Origin of the sequence: Paenibacillus sp. FSL R7-0204 (assembly GCF_038002225.1) — a bacterium.
Lineage (GTDB): Bacteria > Bacillota > Bacilli > Paenibacillales > Paenibacillaceae > Paenibacillus_AQ.
Genome location: NZ_JBBOCA010000001.1, coordinates 899,674 through 925,052 on the forward strand (window position 1 = coordinate 899,674; position 25,379 = coordinate 925,052).

The 25,379-nt window shown below is 50.8% G+C and carries 19 protein-coding genes and 2 riboswitches; of the genes, 11 read left to right on the forward strand and 8 right to left on the reverse strand.

The genetic code is table 11. From position 1 onward, the window contains the following. Positions 1 to 60: 60 nt before the first annotated feature. A riboswitch (glycine riboswitch) is annotated at positions 61 to 161 on the reverse strand. 3 nt (positions 162 to 164) lie between these two features. Beyond that, positions 165 to 262: riboswitch (glycine riboswitch) on the reverse strand. 184 nt (positions 263 to 446) lie between these two features. Next, on the forward strand, positions 447 to 839 hold the full coding sequence (gcvH, locus tag MKX42_RS04055) for a glycine cleavage system protein GcvH (protein WP_036721148.1): 393 nt from the start codon (positions 447 to 449) through the stop codon (positions 837 to 839). A 97-nt stretch (positions 840 to 936) separates the two neighbouring features. Here gcvH and MKX42_RS04060 read toward each other — a convergent pair whose 3' ends face one another. From MKX42_RS04060 to MKX42_RS04070, 3 genes are all read right to left on the reverse strand, one after another. Continuing rightward, positions 937 to 1,569: a hypothetical protein gene (locus MKX42_RS04060; RefSeq protein WP_340751446.1), complete on the reverse strand. Its 633-nt coding sequence runs from the start codon at positions 1,567 to 1,569 to the stop codon at positions 937 to 939. An 84-nt stretch (positions 1,570 to 1,653) separates the two neighbouring features. After that, positions 1,654 to 2,547 (reverse strand): flagellar motor protein MotB, encoded by an 894-nt coding sequence (locus MKX42_RS04065; protein ID WP_340751447.1) that lies wholly within the window; start codon positions 2,545 to 2,547, stop codon positions 1,654 to 1,656. Continuing rightward, complete coding sequence (locus tag MKX42_RS04070; protein ID WP_340751448.1) at positions 2,544 to 3,329, reverse strand: flagellar motor protein; 786 nt, start codon at positions 3,327 to 3,329, stop codon at positions 2,544 to 2,546. Before MKX42_RS04070 ends, MKX42_RS04065 begins: the two co-directional genes overlap by 4 nt. A gap of 181 nt (positions 3,330 to 3,510) precedes the next feature. Here MKX42_RS04070 and uvrB point away from each other — a divergent pair, with 181 nt between their 5' ends. Beyond that, positions 3,511 to 5,502, forward strand: a complete 1,992-nt coding sequence (gene uvrB / locus MKX42_RS04075) for an excinuclease ABC subunit UvrB (protein WP_340751449.1) — start codon at positions 3,511 to 3,513, stop codon at positions 5,500 to 5,502. Between the two features lie 558 nt (positions 5,503 to 6,060). After that, a complete protein-coding gene (uvrA, locus tag MKX42_RS04080) occupies positions 6,061 to 8,937 on the forward strand; it encodes an excinuclease ABC subunit UvrA (protein WP_340751450.1) in 2,877 nt (958 codons plus the stop codon). A gap of 422 nt (positions 8,938 to 9,359) precedes the next feature. Here the strand turns inward: uvrA and MKX42_RS33370 are convergent, their stop codons facing one another. Beyond that, positions 9,360 to 9,542: a DUF3977 family protein gene (locus MKX42_RS33370; protein ID WP_445669360.1), complete on the reverse strand. Its 183-nt coding sequence runs from the start codon at positions 9,540 to 9,542 to the stop codon at positions 9,360 to 9,362. Between the two features lie 108 nt (positions 9,543 to 9,650). Between MKX42_RS33370 and gmd the strand changes: the two genes are divergently transcribed. From gmd to MKX42_RS04100, 4 genes are all read left to right on the forward strand, one after another. After that, on the forward strand, positions 9,651 to 10,649 hold the full coding sequence (gmd, locus tag MKX42_RS04085) for a GDP-mannose 4,6-dehydratase (protein WP_340751451.1): 999 nt from the start codon (positions 9,651 to 9,653) through the stop codon (positions 10,647 to 10,649). A 288-nt stretch (positions 10,650 to 10,937) separates the two neighbouring features. Beyond that, on the forward strand, positions 10,938 to 11,147 hold the full coding sequence (locus MKX42_RS04090; RefSeq protein ID WP_036721132.1) for a hypothetical protein: 210 nt from the start codon (positions 10,938 to 10,940) through the stop codon (positions 11,145 to 11,147). 131 nt (positions 11,148 to 11,278) lie between these two features. Beyond that, a complete protein-coding gene (locus tag MKX42_RS04095) occupies positions 11,279 to 12,466 on the forward strand; it encodes a S1C family serine protease (protein WP_340751452.1) in 1,188 nt (395 codons plus the stop codon). Further along, the gene (locus MKX42_RS04100) at positions 12,447 to 14,411 is read left to right on the forward strand and encodes a stalk domain-containing protein (RefSeq protein ID WP_340751453.1); all 1,965 of its coding nucleotides are present in this window, start codon (positions 12,447 to 12,449) and stop codon (positions 14,409 to 14,411) included. The genes MKX42_RS04095 and MKX42_RS04100 overlap by 20 nt, the downstream gene beginning before the upstream one ends. 94 nt (positions 14,412 to 14,505) lie before the next feature. Here MKX42_RS04100 and rfbC read toward each other — a convergent pair whose 3' ends face one another. Further along, positions 14,506 to 15,066 (reverse strand): dTDP-4-dehydrorhamnose 3,5-epimerase, encoded by a 561-nt coding sequence (rfbC, locus tag MKX42_RS04105; protein ID WP_076161238.1) that lies wholly within the window; start codon positions 15,064 to 15,066, stop codon positions 14,506 to 14,508. Positions 15,067 to 15,087: 21 nt separating this feature from the next. Beyond that, a complete protein-coding gene (gene rfbA, locus MKX42_RS04110) occupies positions 15,088 to 15,966 on the reverse strand; it encodes a glucose-1-phosphate thymidylyltransferase RfbA (protein ID WP_340751454.1) in 879 nt (292 codons plus the stop codon). A 268-nt stretch (positions 15,967 to 16,234) separates the two neighbouring features. Between rfbA and MKX42_RS04115 the strand changes: the two genes are divergently transcribed. Continuing rightward, on the forward strand, positions 16,235 to 18,787 hold the full coding sequence (locus tag MKX42_RS04115) for a DUF3656 domain-containing U32 family peptidase (protein WP_340751455.1): 2,553 nt from the start codon (positions 16,235 to 16,237) through the stop codon (positions 18,785 to 18,787). Between the two features lie 194 nt (positions 18,788 to 18,981). On the opposite strand, the gene MKX42_RS04120 is transcribed toward MKX42_RS04115, so the two are convergent. Further along, positions 18,982 to 19,815: a hypothetical protein gene (locus tag MKX42_RS04120; protein WP_340751456.1), complete on the reverse strand. Its 834-nt coding sequence runs from the start codon at positions 19,813 to 19,815 to the stop codon at positions 18,982 to 18,984. A gap of 187 nt (positions 19,816 to 20,002) precedes the next feature. Between MKX42_RS04120 and galU the strand changes: the two genes are divergently transcribed. Next, on the forward strand, positions 20,003 to 20,890 hold the full coding sequence (gene galU / locus MKX42_RS04125) for a UTP--glucose-1-phosphate uridylyltransferase GalU (RefSeq protein WP_340751457.1): 888 nt from the start codon (positions 20,003 to 20,005) through the stop codon (positions 20,888 to 20,890). Positions 20,891 to 21,011: 121 nt separating this feature from the next. Here the strand turns inward: galU and MKX42_RS04130 are convergent, their stop codons facing one another. Then, on the reverse strand, positions 21,012 to 23,471 hold the full coding sequence (locus tag MKX42_RS04130) for an O-antigen ligase family protein (RefSeq protein ID WP_340751458.1): 2,460 nt from the start codon (positions 23,469 to 23,471) through the stop codon (positions 21,012 to 21,014). A 154-nt stretch (positions 23,472 to 23,625) separates the two neighbouring features. Here MKX42_RS04130 and MKX42_RS04135 point away from each other — a divergent pair, with 154 nt between their 5' ends. Next, a complete protein-coding gene (locus MKX42_RS04135) occupies positions 23,626 to 24,546 on the forward strand; it encodes a glycosyltransferase family 2 protein (RefSeq protein WP_340751459.1) in 921 nt (306 codons plus the stop codon). 37 nt (positions 24,547 to 24,583) lie between these two features. Next, positions 24,584 to 25,366: an ABC transporter permease gene (locus MKX42_RS04140; protein ID WP_340751460.1), complete on the forward strand. Its 783-nt coding sequence runs from the start codon at positions 24,584 to 24,586 to the stop codon at positions 25,364 to 25,366. Positions 25,367 to 25,379: the final 13 nt, after the last annotated feature.

Genomic DNA, 25,379 nt, shown 5'->3' on the forward strand with positions numbered 1-25,379 from the left:
ATTACATACGAAAAAGGACAGGCGAAAGCCATTATGCACGCATGCATAAATGGACTTTCGCTCTGTCCCTTGTACCTGAGAGTTACCCTGCAGTACAGCGCAGGTTTCCCCGTTGGTGATCCGTGAAGCCTGCGGCGCAGGCACCCGGATGCTCTCCAGAGATGCGTCCGGCAAAGGTCCTTTTGCCTGAGAGATTCACCCATCCCGGGCTTACTCCTTCGGCGCTGTCTTCCTGTGAGACAGTCTCTCCCTATGCCATCATTCGCAAACCATATGTTTTTCTACTGTCTCCATTAAACCGGGTAACCCTCTGCCCTGTCAATCAAAAAACGTCAAAAAGTTGACAAATTTAATTTTACTGTCAGTTATATTGACATTAGGCAAGCCGATAACTTAGGCTATAACTAAATTTAGAACTCCAATTACGGAAAAGAGGCGGCTTGGACATGAGTGAAGTGCTTGACAACCTGCTATACAGCGAAGAGCATGAGTGGGCGCAGCAGGGCGAGGGACGCGTAGTACGTGTAGGGATTACGGATCATGCGCAGCATCTGCTGGGCGATATCGTGTTTGTAGAATTTCCGGAAGTGGGCGCAGCGATCTCCGCAGGCGACAGCGTGGGCAGTATCGAATCCGTGAAGACCGTATCGGAGCTATATTCACCCGTATCCGGTAAGGTGACTAAGATCAACGATGCGCTGGAGGCCAGCCCGGAGCTGATCAACGATCAGCCTTACGGAGACGGTTGGATTTTTGAGCTGGAGCTGGACGCAGAGTTCGCAGAGGCAGTAACCGGCCTGCTGGATGCGGCTGCGTACAAGGAACTGGTTGGGGAATAAAAGTTAGCTTATCCGCGAAAGCGCTGAATACGGCAGACTTCTCTTTATTACATTAGATGTCACTAATGTGAGAGGTCTGTCTTTTTGCGTCTGTCTGTTATTCCGGGAAGCTGAGCAAACCGGGATAGACGATGGGAGCAGAGTGCCACAGGAAGGGCAAGAGAACCAGGCCCGCCACAGCAAACAGAAGGCACAGCAGCAGGAAACGGTACCTTTTTCGGGGACGGGTGGCGGGCTTCAGCACGAAATAATACACTCCGGCTGAATAAAACGGGAAAAGCACGGCGGCAGACATCCCCATACATACGATAAATGTCGCTTCCCCTGCAGAACTGGGGATCATGGCTTCCGGGTTATAGACCGGATTGACTTGTAAAAAGAGGAGAAGAAACGTCGAATATGCGCTCAGCAGAAGCAGGGGGAAACAGCGGATCCGCCCATTCCCGGACAAGCCGTAGAGCATCCACCAGACCCCGAACCAAGCCAGGGCGAAAAGAGCTCCGGCAATAAGGTAATCAGCGCCAATTGCAATCAGCTTGTCCAGCGGATAGACGCGGGCCAGGTCTCCCCAGAAGTAACGGGAGGAGAAGAACTGCATGAAGGCGGCAAAAAATCCGACGAAGAGGGTAAGCATCCCCTGGGCAATAATGATCATGATCAGCGAAACGGCCAGCCGCAAAAACCTGAAAAACCCTGCGGCCTCCGGCGCCGCTCCGTTTGTATCCTGCATAGCGGTCTATCTCCTTATATTAGTAAGTGGATATATGTTTCTGCCGCCTGCCGGTATCTGAGCTGATTCGCTCGCGGTTACGTGCTATTCTTCCTCCTGAAGCTGCCGCAGCACAATCAATTCCACCCGGCGGTTCCGCTGCTTTCCCTCGGCGGTTGTATTATCGTAAGCAGGCCGGGTATCGGCATAACCCGCGTACTGGAAGGTATCGGGGCTCAGCCCCTCTTTGTCCAGAAAAAAGCGCAGGACGGACAGCGCCCGGGCGCCGGATAGCTCCCAGTTGTCTTTGTACACTGATCCTGGCGTCACGGGAACATTGTCGGTGTGGCCTTCGATGCTGATGGTGGCGCCGATACCGCGGAACAGGCCGGAGAGCTGGCGCAGTGCAGGGAAGGCAGGGGATTTCAACTCAGCCTTACCCGCATCGAACAGGAAGCGGTCACTCAGCGTGATGGCAATGCCCTGCGGCTTATCGGCAACAAAAATCTGTTCCCCGAGGTTATTCTCCTCCACATACTGGGTGATGACGCCCATCAGTGCAGCCAGCTTCGCTTCCTGTTCCCGAAAAGCAAGCTCGCGCGCTGACGGCTCGTGTCCCTCCCCATCTCCTGTTTGTCCGGTTCCAGTATGATCTGCCCTGGTTCCATTCAGCCCGCCCGCATTCGCGGAGCCTGTAGCAGAAGGACCGCTAGCCGTTCCGCCTTCTTCAGTATCCCCCTTCGAAAGGCCATTCCCGGTGATTCCCTGGTTGCCCTCCAGCACGCCGCTTCCGCCTTCCAGCACTGCACTTCCGCTCTTGAAGGTATCCGATAAGGAGCCGCTGACAATGGCGTACTTCTGCGAATCCAGGCTGCTCATAGCATACAGAATCACGAAGAAAATAAGCAGAAGCGTGATCAGATCTGCGTAGGTAATCATCCAGCGGTCCCGGCTCTCCTTGCCGGCGGCGCGGGGCTGCCGGCGGTTTCTTTGTCTCATAGCGGTTCTCCCGGGCTGGTGCTGCTGCTGCGTTTAGGGGCGTCTGCCAGGAAGGGGGCCAGCTTTTGCCGGACCAGATGCGGGTGATCCCCGTTCTGCAGGGACAGAATGCCGACGAGCAGCATCTCCATGGTGCCCAGCTCGCTTTGGCTGCGGGACTTGATTTTGGAGGCAATGGGTAAAAAGAGTAGATTAGCGCTGGCTACGCCATAGAGCGTTGCTGTAAAAGCTACGGCAATCGACGCGCCCAGGTTGGAAGGGTCCGTTAAATTGCTCAGAACCCGGATCAGCCCCATGACGGTGCCGATAATCCCCATGGTCGGTGCATAGCCGCCGGCGGATTCGAAAATTTTGGCATACCCTTCATATTTCAGCTCTTTGGCATCCATCCCAAGCTCCAGGATCTGGCGGACCTGATCCGGGTCATTGCCGTCGACAATCAGAAACAGTCCTTCACGGGTGAAGGGATCTGGATGTTCCTCTGCCCGTTTCTCCAGGGCGAGAACACCGCCGCGCCGCGTGAGTGCAGCCATGGCAATCAGCTCTTCGGCTTGTTCCCGGCTGTTATCCCGTTGACGGCCAAAAGCCAAGCGGAGCGCCGCCGGAATGCTGCGGAGCTTGGACGCCGGGAAGCTGATGAGCACCGCCGCAAGGGTACCGCCGAACACGATCAGGGCAGCATTGGGCTGCAGCAGGCCGGACAGGCTGCCGCCTTCCCACAGAAAACCGCCGGTCATAGCGGCAATTCCGGCCAGCAGGCCGAGTATTGTAATGAAATCCATAAATTCAGGCTCCTTAAATTTCTATATATTATGGTTTGCAACAGTCTGGGCAACGCTGTATAATAAACGGGAACGTGCATTCCTATCTTCCATATTTTTCAGCTTGGTATGGATGAAGGATAATTAGGGTTAAAATTATAATATATTCATATATTCTAGACGATAGAGGGGAGACGGGCAAATGAGTGATATTGTCGTCAGTACGAAGACTTTTGCACTGGAGTCCGAGTATACACCCCAGGGCGATCAGCCTCATGCCATAGAAGAGTTATTGGACGGCATCCGGCAGGGCAAGAAGCACCAGACGCTGCTGGGAGCGACAGGTACAGGCAAGACCTTTACCATCGCACAAGTGATTTCCAAGTTGAACCGCCCCACGCTGGTTATTGCGCACAACAAGACGCTTGCTGCGCAGCTGGCGAGCGAGTTCAAAGAATTTTTTCCGAGCAATTCCGTGGATTACTTCGTCAGTTACTACGATTACTACCAGCCAGAGGCGTACATCCCTTCCTCCGATACTTACATTGAGAAAGACTCCAGCATAAATGAAGAAATCGACAAGCTCCGCCATTCGGCAACCAGCTCGCTGTTCGAACGCCGTGACGTTATTATTGTAGCGAGTGTGTCCTGTATTTATGGTCTCGGTTCGCCGCAGGAATACGGAAGCTTGCTGCTCTCGCTGCGTGTAGGGATGGAGAAGCCGCGCAATCAGATTCTGAGCCGGCTTGTAGATATCCAGTATCAGCGTAATGATATTAATTTCGTGCGCGGTACGTTCCGTGTGCGCGGGGATGTCGTTGAGATCTTCCCGGCATCCCAGGGCGAGCATGCGATCCGGGTAGAGCTGTTCGGAGACGAGATCGAACGGATTACGGAGATTGATGTTCTGACAGGCGAGCTGATCGGTGAACGTGATCATATCGCGATTTTCCCGGCGTCTCACTTCGTTACCCAGGAAGAGACGATGCGTGTAGCACTTGTCAATATTGAGCGTGAGCTGGAGGAGCGGCTGTCTGTGCTTCGTGAAGCAGGCAAGCTGCTGGAGGCTCAGCGGCTGGAGCAGCGGACCCGTTATGATATCGAGATGATGAAGGAAGTCGGCTTCTGCTCGGGGATCGAGAACTATTCCGGTCCGCTTACCTTCCGGGAGCCGGGAGCGACTCCGTATACATTGATGGACTATTTCCCGGATGACATGCTGATTGTGATTGATGAGTCCCATGTGACGCTGCCGCAGATCCGGGCGATGTATAACGGTGACCGTGCGCGTAAGACTGTCCTGGTGGAGCATGGCTTCCGCCTGCCGTCTGCGCTGGATAACCGTCCGCTGCAATTCGAGGAATTCGAAGACAAGGTCAGCCAGATTGTATATGTATCCGCAACACCGGGCCCTTATGAGATGGAGCATTGCGATACTATGGTTCAGCAGATTATCCGTCCTACCGGTCTGCTTGACCCGATCATTGAAGTGCGTCCTACCGAAGGGCAGATCGATGATCTGATCAATGAAATCCGTGACCGGGTAGAACGCGATGAGCGTGTGCTCGTTACCACCCTTACGAAGAAGATGTCTGAGGACCTGACGGACTACTTCAAGGAGATTGGCATCAAGGTACGTTATATGCACTCCGATATCAAGACACTGGAGCGTATGGCGATTCTGCGTGATCTCCGTCTGGGCACCTTCCACGTGCTGGTCGGTATTAACCTGCTCAGAGAGGGTCTTGACCTGCCGGAGGTGTCGCTAGTCGCGATTCTGGATGCTGACAAGGAAGGCTTCCTCCGTTCCGAGCGTTCGCTGATCCAGACGATCGGCCGTGCCGCCCGTAACTCGGAGGGCCGGGTCATTATGTACGGGGACCGCATTACGGACTCCATGGAGAAGGCAATGAGCGAGACCCAGCGCCGCCGCGAGATTCAAATCGCCCATAACGAGAAGCACGGGATTACCCCGACGACCATCAACAAGAAGGTGCGCGATATCATCGAGGCGACCAAGGTGGCCGAGTCCAAGGCCGATTACCTCACCGGTGTCGGCGGCAAGCTGAACAAGAAAGACAAGCAGAGCCTGATGCAGCGCCTGGAGGCCGAGATGAAGGACGCCGCCAAGAACCTGCAATTCGAGCGCGCCGCCGAACTGCGCGATGCCTTGCTTGAATTGCGGGCAGAGTAACCCGGCGCTGAAGTTAACGATCCAGGGAACGGCGCTACTCAGGCCGTTCCTTTTGAAGATAAAGGGGCCACGCCCTTGCGCATCCCGTGGGAACAGCGTGCCGTTAAGTTCTTTGCGCATTCCGCAGGAACAGCCGCAGTTAAGTTCTTAGCGCGTATCCCGGAGGGACAGCGTGCCGTTGAAGCCCTTAGCGCGTATCCCGAAGGGACAGCGTGCCGTTGAAGCCCTTAGCGCGTATCCCGGAGGACAGCGTGCCGTTAAGCTCTTGCGCATTCCGCAGGAACAGCCCGCAGTTAATTTTTTAGCGCGTATCCCGAAGGGACAGCGTTGTCGGCAAGCCACAGCGAGCCGAATCGCTCTAATCGTAGGAGCGGCCCCGTAGGGGTTAGCGGGCCCATTGCCCCAGTAGTCGTCCATTCACCAACCTAATTCCTTCCGCCGAGCTTGCGGGTGTCCAGAGGGTGCAACCCTTGGGGCCCTCCCTTGGAAGGGAGGGTTTGGGAGGGATCGAAAGGTAATGTTTTTCCATTTTAAATTCCCCTTAAAGGAGAGGTACCGTTGGCACATGAAAGTATAGTAATCAAGGGCGCAAGGGCCCATAATCTCAAGAACATCGACGTAACGATTCCGCGTGACCGCTTCGTCGTGCTGACGGGACTGAGCGGTTCGGGCAAATCCTCTCTGGCCTTCGACACCATCTACGCCGAGGGACAACGCCGGTATGTGGAGTCTTTGTCTGCCTATGCCCGCCAGTTCCTGGGCCAGATGGAGAAGCCGGATGTAGATTCCATCGACGGACTCTCCCCGGCCATATCGATTGACCAGAAGACGACTAGCCGTAACCCGCGTTCCACGGTTGGGACGGTTACCGAAATCTATGATTATCTGCGGCTGCTGTTTGCCCGGATCGGCCATCCGCATTGTCCGGATCATGGCATAGAGATCACTTCCCAGACCGTTGAACAGATGGTGGACCGGATTATGCAATACCCGGAGAAGACCCGGCTGCAGATTCTGGCCCCGGTCATTTCCGGCCGTAAGGGTGAGCATAAGGGTCTGTTCACAGATATCTCGAAGCAAGGCTTCGTCCGTGTACGTGTGGACGGTGAACTGCGCGAAGTGACAGAAGACATTGTACTGGAGAAGAATAAAAAGCATACAATTGAGGTTGTTGTTGACCGGATTGTGATTAAGGATGATATCGAGACCCGGCTTACCGATTCCCTGGAGACTGCGCTGAAGCTGTCCGGCGGTCAGATTCTCGTGGATGTGATGGGCCAGGAAGAGCTGCTGTTCAGTGCAAGCTTTGCTTGTCCGGTCTGCGGATTCAGCATAGAAGAGCTGGCTCCGCGCATGTTCTCCTTCAACAGCCCCTTCGGGGCCTGCCCTGAGTGTGACGGGCTGGGAATGAATATGGTAGTCGATCCCGATCTGCTGATCCCGGATATGGAGAAGTCCATTGAAGAAGGGGCTTTCCTGGCCTGGACAGGCAGTACGTCGAACTACTATCCGCAGTTCCTGAAATCGGTGTGTGAGCATTTCAAGATTCCGCAGAATGTACCGGTTAGCAGCCTCTCCGCGGAGCATATGAACAAGCTGCTGCACGGAACGGGCAGCGAGAAGATCCGCTTCCGGTATGAGAACGACTTCGGCCAGCGCAAAGACGCCCTGGTTGCTTTTGAAGGAATCATTCCTAATCTGGAGCGCCGGTACCGCGATACAGCTTCCGAAGGAATCCGTGAGTTCATTGAAGGCTTCATGAGCGCCAAGCCCTGCCATTCGTGTAAGGGCAAGCGGCTCAAAAAAGAGATTCTGGCGGTGACCATCAATGAGCGGAACGTTGCGGATGTGACGGATCTGTCAATTGGGGATTGCCTGGACTTCTTCGCAGATCTCCAGCTCAGTGAGAAAGAAACAGCGATTGCCAATCTGATCCTCAAGGAAATCAGCAGCCGGCTCGGTTTCCTGGTGAATGTGGGGCTGAACTATCTGACCCTTAGCCGGGCAGCCGGCTCGTTATCCGGAGGGGAAGCCCAGCGCATCAGGCTGGCTACCCAGATCGGCTCCAGTCTGATGGGTGTCCTCTATATTCTGGATGAGCCAAGTATCGGCCTGCATCAGCGGGACAACGACCGCCTGATTGCCACGCTCGCCCATATGCGCGACCTGGGCAATACGCTCATCGTCGTTGAGCATGATGAGGATACCATGATGGCAGCTGACTATATTATCGACATTGGACCGGGTGCCGGCAAACACGGCGGCCAGGTCATTGCCCAAGGGACCCCGGAGGAGATTATGAAAGACCCCGGTTCCCTGACCGGTGAATACTTGAGCGGACGCAAGTTCATCCCGGTGACTTCCAAGCGGCGGCCAACCGATAATGAACGCTGGATTGAGATCCGTGGAGCGAAGGAGAATAACCTGAAGAATGTGAATGTAAAAATTCCGCTCGGTGTCTTCACAGCGGTAACCGGGGTATCCGGCTCCGGCAAATCTTCGCTTATTAATGAGATTCTCTACAAGAGTCTGGCCCGCCAGTTGAACAAGGCGGTCAAGGTCCGTCCCGGCCTGCACAAAGAAATCCGCGGTCTGGAGAATCTGGACAAGGTTATCGAGATTGACCAGTCTCCCATTGGACGTACTCCGCGTTCCAATCCGGCTACGTATACAGGGGTGTTCGATGATATCCGCGACCTGTTCTCCAAGACGAACGAGGCCAAGGTGCGCGGCTTCCAGAAGGGGCGCTTCAGCTTCAATGTGAAGGGCGGCCGCTGTGAGGCATGCCGTGGAGACGGCATTATCAAGATTGAGATGCACTTCCTGCCGGACGTCTACGTGCCTTGTGAAGTCTGCAAAGGCAAACGGTATAACCGCGAGACGCTGGAAGTGAAATATAAAGGCAAGAACATCTCGGATGTGCTGGAGATGACTGTCGAGGATGCAACGGAGTTCTTCAAGAATATTCCTAAGATTCACCGCAAAATGCAGACTTTGCTGGATGTAGGTCTGGGCTACATCAACATCGGCCAGCCGGGAACCACCCTGTCCGGCGGTGAAGCCCAGCGTGTGAAGCTGGCTTCCGAGCTGTACCGCCGCAGCACCGGCAAGACACTGTATATCCTGGATGAGCCGACAACCGGTCTGCATGTCGATGATATCGGCCGTCTGCTTGAGGTGCTGCACCGCCTGGTCGATTCCGGCGAATCGGTACTGGTCATCGAGCATAATCTCGATGTCATCAAGACAGCCGACTATATCATCGATATGGGGCCGGAAGGCGGCAGCGGCGGCGGTACTGTCCTGGCCACCGGGACACCAGAGAAGCTGATCAGTGTTGAAGAATCCTACACGGGCCGCTACCTGAAGCCTGTCCTGATCCGTGATACGGAACGTACGCAGGCTATGGAATTGCAGGCTTCTGAGACGGTGTAGCAATCAACTCATAAACCTGAATACCCCATGTCCCTTCTTACAGAAGAGGCATGGGGTATTTTTAATATATTGCGGCAGGTTTCACATGTTTCAAACGCTTTGGGGAGACAGAACGCCCTCTACGGATTCTCTAACTTTTAAAGCATACGTAATTGGAAATAAGGCACTTAATACAGCCAAAATGGTGTGTTGAACGAACGGAGTTGGAAAAAGTCCACTTCTCTCCATGGAACTCTGTAAATTTCTGAAAATAGATTTCAACAAGTGTTGTTTTTCCAACTATTGATAATAATTTCAAGGTTTTTGCCAAAATAAATGTACGAATTCCACTAAATATCCCTCGCACTCCCACTACGGCGGTAAGCAAAAACACACGAAGTAGTAATTTTGCCCAATCAGCAATTTATAGTATCTGCTCCCCACTACAAATCACTGCGGATGCCGAAGATAATCTTAAACCGGCGGGTAGCCTTAGATCCCCGTTTGAAGCCTTCCTGTGAGTCCGCAATCCAAACTGTTCTTCCAATCCAGACTCGAATGTAACAGGATAATGAGTACCGAGTCTCGAGATGGATTCGGAGTAGAGCGTGTGTATTCTCGTCAATGGGTCTGCTTTGTAAGGATACCGGACAAGAAAGCGCTTAGACATATTATTCAGGCTTTGTTAATAGGTATGAGTAAGCTCAACTACCTTTGAAAAAGGAGATCGTAAAATGACAAAGCATGCACTAATTACAGGGATTACAGGACAAGATGGATCATATTTGGCAGAACTTCTGTTATCAAAAGGCTATAAAGTATATGGTTTACGCCGTAGAACAAGTATACCAATAATGGATAACATCGAGCATCTCAAGAATGAAATAGAGTTTATAGAAGGCGATCTGCTTGATTTGGGATCACTGATGAGAGCAGTGAGCCTCTCGGACCCGGATGAAGTGTACAACTTGGCTGCTCAGTCTTTCGTAGCCACCTCATGGCTTCAACCTGTTGCAACTGCTCAGGCTACTGGAATGGGTGTTACCAATTTGCTCGAGGCGATTCGTTTGACTAAACCGGAAGCAAGATTTTATCAAGCCTCAAGCAGTGAAATGTTCGGTAAAGTGTTAGAAACACCACAAAAAGAAACGACTCCTTTCTATCCGCGAAGTCCATATGGTGCTGCTAAAGTTTATGGTCACTGGATTACTGTTAACTACAGAGAAAGTTATAACATGTTTGCCTGCTCCGGGATATTGTTCAACCATGAATCTCCACGCCGCGGTATTGAATTTGTAACCCGTAAAGTGTCTGATGCTGTTGCGAGAATTAAGCTGGGTCTGCAAACCGAACTCCGGATGGGGAATCTGGATGCCAAAAGAGACTGGGGCTTCGCAGGCGATTATGTAAAAGCAATGTGGCTGATGCTTCAGCAGGATAATGCGGATGATTTTGTCATCTCTACGGCAGAGACTCATTCAATTGAAGAACTTGTAAATATCGCATTTAGTCATGTAGGATTGAATTGGAAAGATTATGTTATGGTTGATCAGAGATTTGTTAGACCTGCTGAAGTGGATTTACTGCTTGGTGATTGCTCCAAGGCTAAAGAAAAGCTAGGCTGGGAACGGGAGGTTCCATTTGAACAATTGGTCAAGATGATGGTGGATAGCGATTTAGCACTTATCCGGTCCACTAAGTCCACAAAGGCCAGCCAAATCAATCACGCATAATTACAGCATGTCCGCCGTAAGATTCAATGAGAAGCTTTTACGTTGAATGGATAGCAGCAGCTGTAGGCTGGATTGAGGTGGATTGGCTCCTTGAAAATTAAAAAAACAACCGCAGTCAATGATAAATATCGCCAATCCGAGGCGTGATTTAGCCATAAGGAATATTTTTTGTGACAAATACACCGTTTTTAAAATTTTTCTATTGCGTGACGGAAATGGTAACGATAACATAGAAGGTGATATGGATTAGAGAAACTTGCTTGACAACACTCTCAGGGAGGGATTGCCATGCTGCTTGCAGAAGCTGCCGCGCAAGAACCGTCTAAATTTCATACCTTCGATGCGTTTATGATTGTATTCACGATCCTGATACTTATCGGTGTGGTCCGGCTGCTTAGAGCTCCGCAGAAGAACAAATTTGCTATCGGTTTTGCAGTGGTAAGCCTGCTGGTTTTTGTGGTATCCGATTATGCAATGATTATGAACTGGTTCAGCTAGAGTAAGGCACACATAACCTCAGAGGCAAGCTCATCTTAAAGACACCTTTACCGCCTGCGGCGATCCTAAAGGCGTCTTTTTTTGAAGATAAGAATTCATATGCTTCGCGTGCAGGAAAGAAGGGGAGAGCCATGGGAATAGGGAGGAGCGGGACGGCCCGAGGCAAGGTGGTACTGCCGGGTATTCTGCTATTATCATTGTCGGGATTCATAGGTCCAGCCGGTGTCGTTCATGGGGCGGGCTACGGCGGGACAGGAGCATTAGCGGCTGAGAGAGGCACGGCTGTGAACGTAATGAAGGCCGGACAAGCAGGTAAGGTGCAAAAGGAGAGCAAGGGACAATGGAGCCAGTCCGCAGCAGCAGATCCGGTTCCGCAAATCATAAGCAGAGTCTCGCCGTCAGTAGTCGGCATTATCGGCAAAGCGGGCGGAGAAACCGGCGGGCCGGATGACCGTTACAATCTGACTCATGGCTCCGGGATTATCGTCAGAGCTGACGGATGGATCATTACCAATGCCCATGTCATAGCAGGCCTGGAGAAGGCAGTAGTGGTCACCTCAGACGGGACGAGCTATAACATCACAGATACATACTCGGACGAATTCAGTGATCTTGCATTGGTCAAAATCAAAGCCAAAGCCTTAAAACCTGCAACCTTCGCAAGCAGCGCCGCCAATCTTCAGGTAGGGGAGAAGGTTATCGCGATCGGGACGCCGATCTCCTTTTCCCTGAGAAATTCGGCTACTGTAGGCGTGATTAGCGGTCTTAACCGTTCGGTGGATGCGGCATACCGGCTGATCCAGAGCGATACGGCCATCAATCCCGGCAACAGCGGAGGACCGCTGGTCAATATGAAGGGCGAGGTGCTCGGGGTCAACAGTATGAAGTTCGCAGCTGTGGGTGTGGAGAATATGGGCTTCTCGATTCCCGCAGATACGGTGAAGTACATCATGAATCAGCTGCTCCAATATGGAGAGGTCCGGCGTCCGAGCCTCGGCATTGAGCTTGAGGAGAGCTGGCCCGTGATTGTCGGACTGCCGGGGCAGGAGCCATTGACGGTGACGAAGGTGCTTACGGCAGAAGCGCGCAAGGCAGGAATCACGGCGGGAGATGCACTATATGCCATAGACGGACACCGGGTGACTTCGCTTGTGGATGTCAATGAATTATTCAGACAGTACAAGCCGGGGGCAGTGGTCAAGCTGCTGATGCAGAGTGACGGCGATATCGTAGCCAGAAGCCTTATTCTCGGACAAGGTGATCCTTTGGTGAACGCTGCTAAGACGGAGGGGGAGACCGATGATCAGACGACAGAGTGAGGAGGCGTCAGGTATAGCCGGACCGGGCAGCAGGGCGGGACATCTACAGCGCGGAGTTTCTGTTATTGCAGTCCTATTGTTGCTGCTCAGCCTATTTCCTGTGGGAAAGGCCCAGGCGGCGGAGGGGGCTCTGCTACAGCTTAGTCTTCAAGCGGGCAGTGCTTCTGCAACGGTTAACGGGAAGCCGGTCACGATTCCGAAGCCTTTTTCTGAGAATGGAACGCTGCTGGTCCCGCTGGGTATTTTCAAAAAAGCCTTCGGCAGCACCGTCTCCCTGCAAGGCGATGATGTGGTGAAGGTTATGTACGGGCCGCATACCGGTGCGATGACGATAGGCAGCACTACTGCCTGGAAGGATGGCGTCAAAATCAAGCTCGCCGCGCCCCCGCGTATGGTATCCGGTGTGCTGATGGTGCCGCTGAGGTTTGTGGCAGAAGTACTCGGCGCGCGGATGACTCCGGCGGAGGGCGGTGGGGTACTGGTTACGCTATCTCCTCCAGTAGCTGTTGTATGCGTTGAAGCGCAGAGCGGGATTGACAGTGACGCCGGCAAAACCCGGATCGGCAACAGTTATCTGGAGTGGAGCATGAACTATCCGCCGGGGCTTGTGGTAGGCGACAGCGGCGGGAATGAGAGCGTAGCGACTTTTACGAGTGCAGAGAACGGGTACTATCTGGAGGTGCACGCTTCGCCGCTGGCCGTTCCGCTTGATCCCGAGGGGCTGCTGGAGAATCTGGTCCGCTCCTCGGAGGAGGGCGGGGAGATTGTGCTGGACCGGGAGGCTGTGTCTAAGGCTAAGGTTCCATACGCCCGGACTGTGAGCAAGGATTCCAGCGGCGCGCTCTGGGAGGGCAGGCAATATTATGCCGGAGGCAGGCTGTATGAGATCTATCTGACAGATGATAATGCAGCGAATTATAAGGATCTGTGCAAATATGCGGCGCTGCTGAATTCATTCCAGCCCTCTTTTGATGCAGCCGACGGAAAGCTTCGCGACCTCTCCACCATCCGCAACGGGCTGCGCGAAGGCTACAACGATGATTACGGGATTGCGCTTAAGGTCCCTGCCGACTGGAGTGCGGATGATCAGCAGCTCTACTATGCGGGCAAACAGGGGAGTTATCTGCGTGTAAAAGTAAGCTCCGCTCCTGCGGGCTCCACGCTGGCAAGCTGGAACCAGGAACTGCAGTCTCAGCTCCGTGACACGTATGTGGCTGAGGCCTACACCTCGAAGGACAGCGTAGCGGGCAAGGTCTCGGGTGAGCCGGTGCTGATTAACGAGATCGGGCTTAACCCAGGCAGCGGGTGGAGCACTGAATATCAGATTTTGCTGCTGAAGAACGGTTACCGTTATTATTTTGAATATGTTGCGGCTTCCGGGCCCGGGCAGAGTGGTGATCAGGCGCACTTCAAAGAGGTGCTGAACTCCATCGATATTGATTTTGCCCAGACGAAGAGGAACTTCGGACGCCTGGCGTCCGAGGATTATACCCAGCTCAGCCAGAAGTCGGTCACCAAGACCTCCAAGACTTACGGCTATAAGCTCGAGATTCCGCGGCTGTGGAGCCCGGTTCAGGATCTGTTTGAGAGCCAGAGTGTGGAATACCGCTTCACCGGCGGCCGGTTCCAGCTCTATGCCAGCCCCGAGGTTACGCCGGAATATGCCGTCAGCCAGCTGCAGAGCTATTACCAGAACACCAAGCAAGATCCCAAGGGCCCGCAGGTGAAAAGCGTCACAGAAACCACCTTCGCCGGTATGCCAGCCACCATACTCACAGTAGAGCAGACCAAGAACAGCATCCCGGTGAGCACGAAGATCATTGTGTTCAACCGCAACGATGTGGTCTATACGCTCACTATTACACTGAACACCGCCAACGCTACGGCGAGCCAGCAGGCGGTACTGGAGCGGGTGCTGGGGTCGTTTGGGTGGGTGGGGGAGTAGGAGGAGAATAGGAGTAGGAGTATATGAAAAAAACGTCCCAGGCTGCCTGATCAGCTGGGACGGTTTTTTTGTAACAAACGAATAATATTATTACTTAAGCCTGATAAACAAAATTATGCTTTACATCCTTTAACAGCGGTGCTTGTTCATCCTTAGCAGACAGTACAGGAATTACATCGATCGGCCATTCAATGGCAATATCGGGGTCATTCCAAAGAATTCCGCCGTCACATTCGGGTGCGTACAGCTCATCGCATTTGTACTGTACCTCGACATCCTCTGTTAGTGTCATGAAGCCATGGGCGAATCCTTTGGGGATGAGCAGCTGTTTCTTATTCTCGGCATTCAGTTCAATGCCAAACCACTTACCGTATGAAGGACTGCCTTGACGGATATCGACAGCTACATCAAAGATTGATCCGCGTGTACAGCGTACAAGCTTGGTCTGTGCCTTCGGATTGAGCTGGAAGTGAAGTCCGCGCAGAGTACCTTTTACAGCGGAATAGGATTGATTGTCCTGAACGAACTGATACCGGAGCTCTTGTTCATGGAATTTAGCCTCGCTGTAGGTCTCCATGAACCAGCCCCGATGGTCTCCAAAGACTGCCGGTTCAACGACGAGGACATCTTCCAGATGGGTTTTGATAAACTTCATCGTATCCACTCTTTCTTTGGTTTAAAATTGAATTTTACCTGTAGCAACCTTAATTAAATATTGGCCGTATCCGGTCTTGCTCAGCTTATGTCCGCATTCGAGGAGATGTTCCTTAGTGATCCAGCCATTAATATAAGCAATTTCTTCGGGTGCAGAGATTTTGATCCCTTGATGGTCTTCAATCGTTCTGACGAAGTTGGTGGCATCCACCAGACTCTGATGGGTTCCGGTATCGAGCCAAGTAAATCCGCGTCCAAGCAGAGCAACATCCAGCTCACCCAGCTTCAGATAGGCTTCATTAATCGAAGTGATTTCCAGCTCGCCACGATGTGACGGCTTGACTTCCTTAGCAATAGAAATTACCCGGTTGTCATAGAAATAAAGGCCGGTAACCGCATAATTAGATTTTGGATGCTCCGGTTTCTCTTCGATGCTGAGGACCTTGCCGTCTCCGTCAAATTCCACTACACCAAAACGTTCGGGATCGGGAACATGGTAGCCAAATACGGTCGCCCCGCTTGTTTTGTCGGCAGCTTGCTTCAACATCTTAGTCATGCCGTTCCCGTAATATATATTATCTCCGAGAACCATAGCTACGGAGTCTTCCCCAATGAAGTCTTCCCCCAGAATAAAAGCCTGCGCCAGCCCGTCCGGACTTGGCTGAATCTTGTATTGCAACGAGATTCCAAACTGGGAGCCATCACCGAGTAAGTTTTCAAAGCGCGGTGTGTCTTCAACGGTAGAGATGATAAGAATTTCTCGGATGCCTGCCAGCATTAATGTGGACAGAGGATAATAAATCATGGGTTTATCATAGACCGGCAGTAATTGTTTGCTGGTTACCATTGTGAGAGGGTATAGCCGGGTGCCGCTGCCTCCCGCAAGAATTATGCCTTTCATAACTGTTTCAACTCTCCTTTTGCTGCATATAAATTTTGGGAACCGTGAGATCATTTACGTATTTATTCTTTTCTATTCATATTTTACGCTGGTCATTCTTCGTTTGTCTATTCAATCAGGAAGCTCCTGGCCTATTTTAAGATAGATCCCTGTAGAAAGCAAAATCCAAGTGTTTCTATTTTACTGGCAGACAGCTGTGATATTTGATACAATTAATAAGTTAAAAAGCTGTAAATGACCCGCCATCAGGCGGTTTGGGAGGATATAAATGAAAGAGCAAGGAATACGCAGAGAAGACGTAGAGCTACTGGCTCCGGCGGGAGATTGGGACTGCATGCGTGCAGCGGTGGCGAACGGGGCGGATGCTGTCTTTTTTGGCGTAGAGAAATTTAATGCACGGGCCAGAGCGAACAACTTCCGGATGGACGAGCTGCCGGAGATTATGGCGTTTCTGCACAGCTATGGAGTGAAGGGGTTCCTGACCTTTAATATACTGGTGTTCGAGAATGAGCTGCCGGATGCCAAGGGACTAATTGATGCCTGCGTGGATGCGGGGGTGGATGCCGTTATCGTTCAGGACCTGGGGCTGGTGAAGATGATCCGCGAGATCTCGCCGGACTTCCCGATTCACGGTTCTACGCAGATGACTATCACCTCGCCGGAAGCGGTGGAATTCACGAAGCCATGGGGGCTGGAACGTGTTGTCCTGGGCCGTGAAAATAATCTGAAGCAGATCCGCACGATTGGCGAGCAAGCCCGCCTGCCGATGGAGGTCTTCGTGCATGGTGCGCTCTGTGTATCCTATTCGGGCCAGTGTCTGACCTCCGAGATGTGGGGCGGACGCTCCGCGAACCGCGGGGAATGCGCTCAGGCCTGCCGTCTGCCGTATGATCTGATGATTGACGGTGAAGTGAAGCCGATGGGCGATGTAACTTACCTGCTGTCTCCGAAGGATCTTGCCGCCATCGACCTGATGCCGGAGCTGATTGAAGCTGGAGTGACTTCGTTCAAAATCGAAGGCCGGCTCAAAACCCCGGAGTATGTCGCTAATGTGGTCAGTAAGTATCGTAAGGCGATCGATAAGTATTTTGAAGGTAACTGGACGCCTACCTCGAAGGAGGATATGCGTGAGCTGCAGCAGAGCTTCTCGCGCGGGTTCACGAACGGTTTCCTTGAAGGCACTAATAATAAGAAGTTAGTCGATGGTACCTTCCCGAAAAGCCGCGGGGTGTACCTGGGCACCGTGGAGCAGATCCTGCGCGATGGTGTAGTCTGCCGCATTAATGCTCCGCTGAAACGCGGAGACGGGATTGTGTTCGATGCCGGAGATCCGACGAAGAAGGAAGAAGGCGGCCGCGTCTACGATCTGCGCCGCAAGGGCGTCAAGCTGGAAGGCGAAGCCGGTGAGGGCTGGATCATTGATATCGTTCCGGGCCGCAGTGACGTAGATCTGCGCCGTCTGCATGTGGGGGACCGCATCTGGAAGACGAATGACCCGGCGCTGGACAAGGCGCTGCGCCAGTCCTACGAGACCGAGAAGCCGTACCGGGTATTCCCGGTTCATGTGCGGGTGCAGGGCTGCGCAGGCGAGAAGCTGACGACCTGGTGGACAGACGTTCAGAAGAACGTCACTGTCCGTGTGGATTCGGAGCTCGCGCTGGAGACAGCGCAGAAGCGTCCGATGGATACCGCGCTGCTGGAAGAACAATTCGGCCGCCTGGGCGGGACCCTGTTCCAGCTTGAAGTGCTGGAGTCGCATCTGCAAGGCGACGTAATCGTGCCCATGCGCGAGCTGAACAGCATCCGCCGCCAGGCGGTGGAGCTGCTTGCGGGCGAGCGCCCTAAGCCTCCCGTGTATGTGAAACGGGAGGTTGAGGTCTACGGCGGCGCTTCCCGCAGGGGCGCCGCGGCGGGTGCCATCGCCGCAGGAGATGGCGCGGGGGCAGGCAGCGGTATTGCTGAGCTCACCGCGCTGTGCCGCAGCCTGCCGCAGGTGCAGGCTGCGCTCGAAGCCGGCGTAACGAATATTTACGCTGACTTCGAGTTCATCAAGCAGTTCCCGGCGGCAGTAGACGCTGTGCGGGCTGCAGGGGCCAGCATTGCGCTGGCCACCCCGCGCATCCATATGCCGAACGAGAACGGCTACCATGCCAACATCCTGCGGCTGCAGCCGGATGCTGTGCTGGTCCGCAACACCGGTGCGCTGTATTATTACCTGCGCCACCGCATGGAGCATCCGGAGGCGGCGCATCCCCGGCTGATCGGCGATTTCTCGTTGAATATCGCCAATCACAGAGCTGTGGATCTGTTCCTGGACGCCGGTTGTGACATGGTGACACCATCTTATGACCTTAATATTCAGCAGATGGTTGATCTGCTCGGGCACAGCGACACCTCCCGTATGGAGGTTGTCATCCACCAGCATCTGCCGATGTTCCATACAGAACACTGTGTCTACTGCACCTTCATGAGTGAAGGCACAGATTACACGAACTGTGGCCGCCCTTGCGAGGAGCAGCGTGCATCCTTACAGGACCGCATCGGCATGTCCCATCCCGTCCGAGTGGATGAAGGCTGCCGTAACACCGTCTATAACGCCGTCGAGCAGTCGGGTGCTGAATACCTCAATAACTTCCGTGAGCTAGGCGTAGCTTCTTTCCGTGTTGAGTTCCTGGAGGAGACTCCAGAGCAGGTAGCAGAGGTCATCAGCCTCTACAGCCGCGCACTGCGTGGTGAAATCTCCGGCACTCAGGTCTGGAAAAGCCTGAAGGCCACCAACCAGCTTGGGGTTACACGCGGGCAGTTGGTGAATGCGAAGTAAGTGTATTAGACCCATTCCCTCAAGGATTGACCTATTTTCGCGCGTTTTACACACTTAATCAGCTAAGGACATAATAACAGGCCCGGCAGTTACCGGGGGCATCCAACCAGATGGCTCCCGATATTCTTCCGGGCCTGTTTTTGTATCCTCCACAATATCCAGGCCAACCAAACCTTTTACCCATCCGCTCTTTCTTACAACGGCAACAGCTCTGGCCAGATGTCCAGAGCTTCACCACAGGCCGGGCAGTTCACCTTTCCGGTGAGATAAGGCAATTGTTCCATCAGCTGACCGTTCTTGACGGCATGAGCTGCTTGCCATAGGCGTGCTAACGGGCTGTCTTCAGGCTTTACACTATCAAGCACGGAAGGCGTAACAGCTTGACCATTCTCCTTGCCGTTGAATACCGGGTCGTCAGAATAGGCGGTCATCCCGAGGCTGTTCTCATTCGGCCAAATATACATTTCCTCGTAACAGCTCGGGCATCCGACCATATACTCGTCGCCTTCCGAATAGGTAAGTAATATACCTGCAACTGCCCGATCTCCCCGGTAAGCAGCATCCGCAGCGAGGATGTATCGCTTCTCCTGGTCATCCTTTTGAGCCGCTTCTGCATAGCGGAAGACTTCTTCTGATAGCTTGCCCAGATAATCTACAGCGGTAAGGTAGGCCGTATAAATCTCTTGGACAAGTTCCTTAGCAAGCGACGGGTTCTGGTGAGCAAATTCAGCAGGAAGCTGTCCGCTGTTCACTGTCCGCTGATTTGCCACGAAGATTCCGCAAGTCACGTAGATATCCAATTTTACTTCGGGATCAGCCGACTGCCCGGCCAATTCCGCCAGATAAGGCAACGCGGCATAAGTGCTACTGTAGATCGTGTCCTGATGGAACAGGTGCTCCCAGTACAGCTCATCTTTAGCTTCGGTGCTAAACTCCTTCTGCAACTGCTGCAGTAACCCGGGGACCGCTTCAGCCGGGCCGAAAGGGCCGTGAAGCTGTTGCCATACCGGACTGGATAAGTCTAACATGGATACCCTCCTCTTCGAATGGAAGTGCTGTATAGTGCTGTTATATCAATATCTATTGGGAACGTCAACGCCGGGCGTTCACCCAGAGATCTTCGTCCCTGTTTGTCCCTGCCTCAGTATACTGCCCAAAATCAGCAGGAACTGTTATAATTGAGATTATGAGTATATCTGTTAAAGGAGCCATGAGATGAAGATCCGTAAAGCGATTATTCCCGCTGCCGGTCTGGGAACACGCTTCCTGCCTGCGACCAAAGCGATGCCCAAAGAAATGCTGCCCATCGTAGACAAACCAACGATTCAATATATTGTGGAAGAAGCAGTTGCTTCCGGGATTGAAGATATTATTATTGTGACGGGTAAAGGCAAACGTGCAATCGAAGACCATTTCGATAATTCATTCGAACTGGAATTCAATCTGGCAGAGAAGCAGAAGTGGGAGCTGCTGGAGTCGGTACGCAAATCTTCAGAAATGGCAGACATCCACTACATCCGCCAAAAAGAACCGCGCGGCCTCGGACATGCTATCTGGTGTGCACGGAAGTTCATCGGTAACGAGCCCTTCGCCGTTCTATTGGGCGATGACATCGTGGAGTCGAACAAGCCCTGCTTGAAGCAGATGATCGAAGTGTACGAGCAGTACAGATCCTCCATCGTTGGCGTTCAACCCGTACCTTGGGAGGACGTTTCCCGTTACGGGGTGGTAGACGGATCTGAATTAGCAGAACGTGTCTATAAAGCCAACCGGCTTGTAGAAAAGCCAAAGCGTGAGGAAGCTCCATCCAACCTGGCAATCCTGGGACGGTATATCCTGACTCCGCGTATCTTCGATATGCTGGGTGAACAGCAGGTAGGGGTAGGCGGTGAAATTCAGCTTACGGATGCGATTTCCCGTTTAAGCGAAGTAGAGCGGATTATTGCTTATGACTTCGAGGGCAGACGGCATGACGTCGGCGAGAAGATGGGTTTTATCCAGACAAGCATCCACTACGCACTTCAGCATGAGGAGCTTAAGGAAGGGCTGTTAGAGTATTTGAAGGAAGTTATTGAGAATGAGGAGAGACTGATTAGCAGGTAATCAAACTATTGCTTATATTCATACTTACTCTTATCTAGCCTTCCCTAAATCATCATAAAAAAGCGGCCCACTGTACTCAGACAGTAAGCCGCTTTTTTGTATATCTGTTCTGTTATTCCGATCAGTACTGCGTATTCACAACAGCCTCAATGGCTGCGGCCTCAGCCGGATCTGCGGCAACCAGCTTGTCATAGACTGGCTGATCGACTGCTGCTCCTGCTTTCTTGAGTGCCGCCAAGTACCAGCGGGCTAACTCGCGGTTAGTGGTATCGCTGTAATCTTCAGTCAATCCAAGTTTCAACGTAGCAGCAGCCACATCATTTTGTCCTGAGATGACCTTTAGCTTACCTGCATTTAGTGCAATGGCGGGGGTGACAGAGAATGGACGTCCTTGCATCTGCTCAGGCGGTAGAGTTTTCAAATGCTCCACGCCATCCACCACGTGTTTGTATGCGGCCAGACCGGTTGCAATGTATTCCTGTTTCTTGGCCTCATCCTTCTGCTCACTAGCTACCGCAGCAAGTGTCTGAGCACGGTTAATCAATGACTCATACCACGTGATATCCCAGTTGAACTTGTAGGCATTGTCGCTGTACACTGCCAACGCCATGTCAGGTTGGCCTTTCAGATCATAATAGCTGGCCAATTGAGTCAATAAATTTTTATTGTAAGGCTCATCTTTCAGAGCACGTGTCAACACATTGGACGCTTCATCCAGATACTGCGCATCTTGAGTTTGCTTGAATACCTGCATGTCAAGAGAGGACAAGTATAATGCTGCTTCCGGATGGTATGGACGGGCATCTAATGCTTTGACCAAAGGAGTTTTAATTTCCTCATAGGAAGTACTCACGGCAACTAAGTTTTTGCCCTTGAGCGCAGCATTGCTGGACCCGATATAACTGCTCGACAGGAACAGCAGGAATATCGTCCCGATGGTCAGTACAGCCATGTATCCCATCCGAATTCCAGCTTTGTTCCAGCTCTGGCGGAGCGGCTTGTTATCCATTACAGCGCCCATACCAGCCAAACCGATGAACACCAGAATACCCATGAACGCGTAACTCATATTAAAGTCCAGCAGACTGTGTACAAGGATAGACAGTGCAATAATGTAGAAGAAGAATCCGTTATTGAACTCATCCTTGTCACGTTTCAGGTAGGCACGAATGTATTTGTAGAAAATATACCCGATAAAGCCCATAAATACAATGAACCCGACAATCCCGACTTCGATCAAATACTGCAGGAAGAAGTTATGGACCTGACGGCTCACATAAGGATTGTTCTGGTACTCTTCATATAAAGCAGACCAGCCGCCCCCACCCGATCCGAGAACCGGATAATCCTTCACTACCTTCATAGCATCTTTATAGAAAGTAAAGCGTTCGAGTACACTATGCTGCTTGAAGTTAATGTTCTCCAGCCGTGACTCAATATTATCTGGTAAAATACTTTTCAAGCCTGTCCCAATGAGCAGGAAAGCAACAACCGCTACAGCCACGACTGATCCGAGTGGAATCCATAGTCCTGTGAATTTACGTGTTTCCGAGCCCCCCAGCTTCCCGTGCAGCCATGGCGCCACAAACCTTTGGATCACCCAGCCCAAAGCAGCAACGACTGCAGAGGCCCCCAGCAGGTAAGCCCAAGCTTTAAGTGCTGATGATGAGGAATAAGTAGTATTTAGCTCTGTTCCAAGTGTTGTCAGCGGGTTAGTAACCAGCAGAGCCGCAAGGCCAGAAAGCGCGAGATGAATAATCCAGAGAATCTGCTGTGCAGGCTTCAAGAACAGCAGGAGCAGGATGAACACTACAGGCAGCATGACAAGTCCCCCACGGGACAAGGTCAGCAGCAGAGATACAATAATTGGTACCAGCATGAAGCTGTGTGTCAGCATGCCGTACCACTTTTTGGAGCGAATCAGGGCATATACCGCTACGAACAGGAAGGCCATTAGGAAGGCTGCATAAGTATTGGCATACTGGAAAATGGAGGTCAGACGCAGCCCGTTAGAATCCGTCATGACTGCATCCAAGTATTTACCATTACCCACCGTATTGGAGAACCAGCCTACCAGCCCACCGGCGAATTTCCAACTGCCAAGCCAGTTCAGCAGACCGAAACCGACGATGAAATAAGCAATCGCCAGAATGGCATTTTGAATGACAACATTTAGTTGCTTTTGCTGGAGCAAATATAACGCTATAATGAATATTGCGACATACATGCTCTGAATAAACAGCAGGTTCATCGCCATATAATGCGAAGCAGCGCCAATAAGCGACAACGCATAGGTAGCAGGCAACAGCAGCGAAGCCACAGCCAGCGCATCACGCTGTCCCTCCAGCTTGAACTTGGAAAAGTACAAGCCTACCCACACTAACAGCAACAGGCTGCTTAGGAGTGAAGACAGATAGATCGGCTTCTCAAAGTCAATCTGCTGCCCGTTAAATAATCCTACTTGAAACGGGGCCCAGACTAAAAAAACAATGAACCCTATCGCTAATGCCCATATGTAACTGGATATCTTTTCAACATTTCTCGACTGAACCGCATTTTTACCGTATACTGGTTTCGACACGTTTATAATCTCCTTTATCTGTAGGTACGAGGATATTTTAGCATATGAGTAGCTAAGGAGCTAGTTATCTTAACTTGCTTATGACATTTGAAATGAATATATGAACTAACATAATATTTTTCATAGAATTTAGAAGTAAAAGGCGGTAGTTTTTGTGCATGTTAAAGTATTATTATCAACTTTTAACGGTGAAGAGTATATTGCTGAACAAATAGAAAGTATTTTGAATCAAGACTATAAGGATTTAAGCCTACTAATAAGAGATGATGGTTCTCTAGATAATACAGTGGAAAAAATTCAATACTTTACATTAAAGTATCCAGAACGGGTGAAGTTGATAAAAGGGCATAACATCGGAGTTATTAACAGCTTTCGTTTTTTATTAGAAGAAGCAGAAAACGGACATTCTTTTTACTCATTTTGCGATCAAGATGATGTTTGGCTGCCACACAAAGTTGAGACGGCTGTCAACACTTTGAATAAACAGGTTGAGACTGAACCTTTAATGCATTTCACTTCAACGTATCTAACGGATTCCAAATTGGGAGTGATTAAAGTGTGGCCATCTCCCCCGACAAAGAATCTGTTTTTTTACAATGCATTGATAGAGAATATTGCAGTAGGCACAACCATCACTATTAATAAAGTTGCTAGAGAGATGCTCCTTACAAAGAATCCAGTCGAAAAAAATATTATTATGCATGACTGGTGGTTCTATTTATGTATTTCAGCATTAGGAGAGGTGATTTATGATCCTTCACCTTCAGTGTTATATAGGCAACATGAGAGAAACTTAATTGGTGGAAATAAATCACTAAGAGATTTGATACTTCGGAAATACCGAAGTTTTTCTTCTAATAAAGGGAGCAGGATATTGTATCATCAAGCCTTAGAGTTTTGGAAATGCTATGAAAATGAGGTGAAGGGTGATGTAAAAGAACAACTCAAGCTTTTTTTAGAACCAAGAAACAACATACTTAAGCGTTTAATATACCTTAAAAAAAGCAGGCTTCATAGACAAGGAATAATTGAAAATGTCTGGTTTAAATTCCTTGTTGTTATCGGATATATCTGAATGAAAAAATGGAAAATAAAGTTTACGGGGGATTTAGGTGCTTAAAAATACTAGTTTAACCTATTATAAAAAATATGGTTTTCTTCTTGCACAATTAGTGGAAAGAGATTTTAAAACAAAATATAGAAGATCTGTTCTTGGAGTCCTGTGGAGTCTGTTAAATCCGCTTCTGATTATGACTGTTCAATATATGGTATTTTCAACTTTATTCCGCTTTGATATACCTAATTATGCTGTTTATTTACTTAGTGGTATTGTAATATTCAATTTTATGTCTGAAGCAACATCTCAGGCAATGACATGCATTATACAAAATGCTTCTTTAATAAATAAGGTGTACATGCCTAAGTACATATATCCTTTCTCACGTGTACTATCTTGTGGTGTGAATTTTTTGTTTTCTCTTGTGGCTTTATATATTGTAATTATTGTCTCTGGTATGAAAATTACGTATCACCATATTGCATTGCTTTATGGAATATCCTGCTTAATTATTTTTATTTGTGGGCTTTCTCTACTCCTCGCTTCTTTAATGGTATTTTTCCGTGACACACAGTTTCTTTATAGCATCGTGCTTACAATTTGGACCTATATCACACCTATATTTTATCCAGAAAGTATATTGCCCTCACAAATGAAATTGCTTATGGAGTTAAATCCGATGTATCACTTTATAAGATTTATCCGTGTAATTATTTTAAATAACGGATTTCCTGATCCGTTAGCATGGGTATATTGTGCGATTTTCGCTATTGTTGCATTGATATTTGGATCGTTGATATTTAAGAAAACTCAAAATAATTTTATTCTTTATTTATAAGAGAGAGGGTTTC

Coding starts and splice junctions, on each gene's coding strand:
- MKX42_RS04070 (WP_340751448.1), bottom strand. CDS start 3,329: ATGGATTTCATTACAATACTCGGCCTGCTGGCCGGAATTGCCGCTATG.
- MKX42_RS04100 (WP_340751453.1), top strand. CDS start 12,447: ATGATCAGACGACAGAGTGAGGAGGCGTCAGGTATAGCCGGACCGGGC.
- MKX42_RS04065 (WP_340751447.1), bottom strand. CDS start 2,547: ATGAGACAAAGAAACCGCCGGCAGCCCCGCGCCGCCGGCAAGGAGAGC.
- MKX42_RS04090 (WP_036721132.1), top strand. CDS start 10,938: ATGCTGCTTGCAGAAGCTGCCGCGCAAGAACCGTCTAAATTTCATACC.
- rfbC (WP_076161238.1), bottom strand. CDS start 15,066: ATGAAGTTTATCAAAACCCATCTGGAAGATGTCCTCGTCGTTGAACCG.
- MKX42_RS04115 (WP_340751455.1), top strand. CDS start 16,235: ATGAAAGAGCAAGGAATACGCAGAGAAGACGTAGAGCTACTGGCTCCG.
- galU (WP_340751457.1), top strand. CDS start 20,003: ATGAAGATCCGTAAAGCGATTATTCCCGCTGCCGGTCTGGGAACACGC.
- uvrB (WP_340751449.1), top strand. CDS start 3,511: ATGAGTGATATTGTCGTCAGTACGAAGACTTTTGCACTGGAGTCCGAG.
- gcvH (WP_036721148.1), top strand. CDS start 447: ATGAGTGAAGTGCTTGACAACCTGCTATACAGCGAAGAGCATGAGTGG.
- MKX42_RS04060 (WP_340751446.1), bottom strand. CDS start 1,569: ATGCAGGATACAAACGGAGCGGCGCCGGAGGCCGCAGGGTTTTTCAGG.
- MKX42_RS04120 (WP_340751456.1), bottom strand. CDS start 19,815: ATGTTAGACTTATCCAGTCCGGTATGGCAACAGCTTCACGGCCCTTTC.
- rfbA (WP_340751454.1), bottom strand. CDS start 15,966: ATGAAAGGCATAATTCTTGCGGGAGGCAGCGGCACCCGGCTATACCCT.
- MKX42_RS04095 (WP_340751452.1), top strand. CDS start 11,279: ATGGGAATAGGGAGGAGCGGGACGGCCCGAGGCAAGGTGGTACTGCCG.
- gmd (WP_340751451.1), top strand. CDS start 9,651: ATGACAAAGCATGCACTAATTACAGGGATTACAGGACAAGATGGATCA.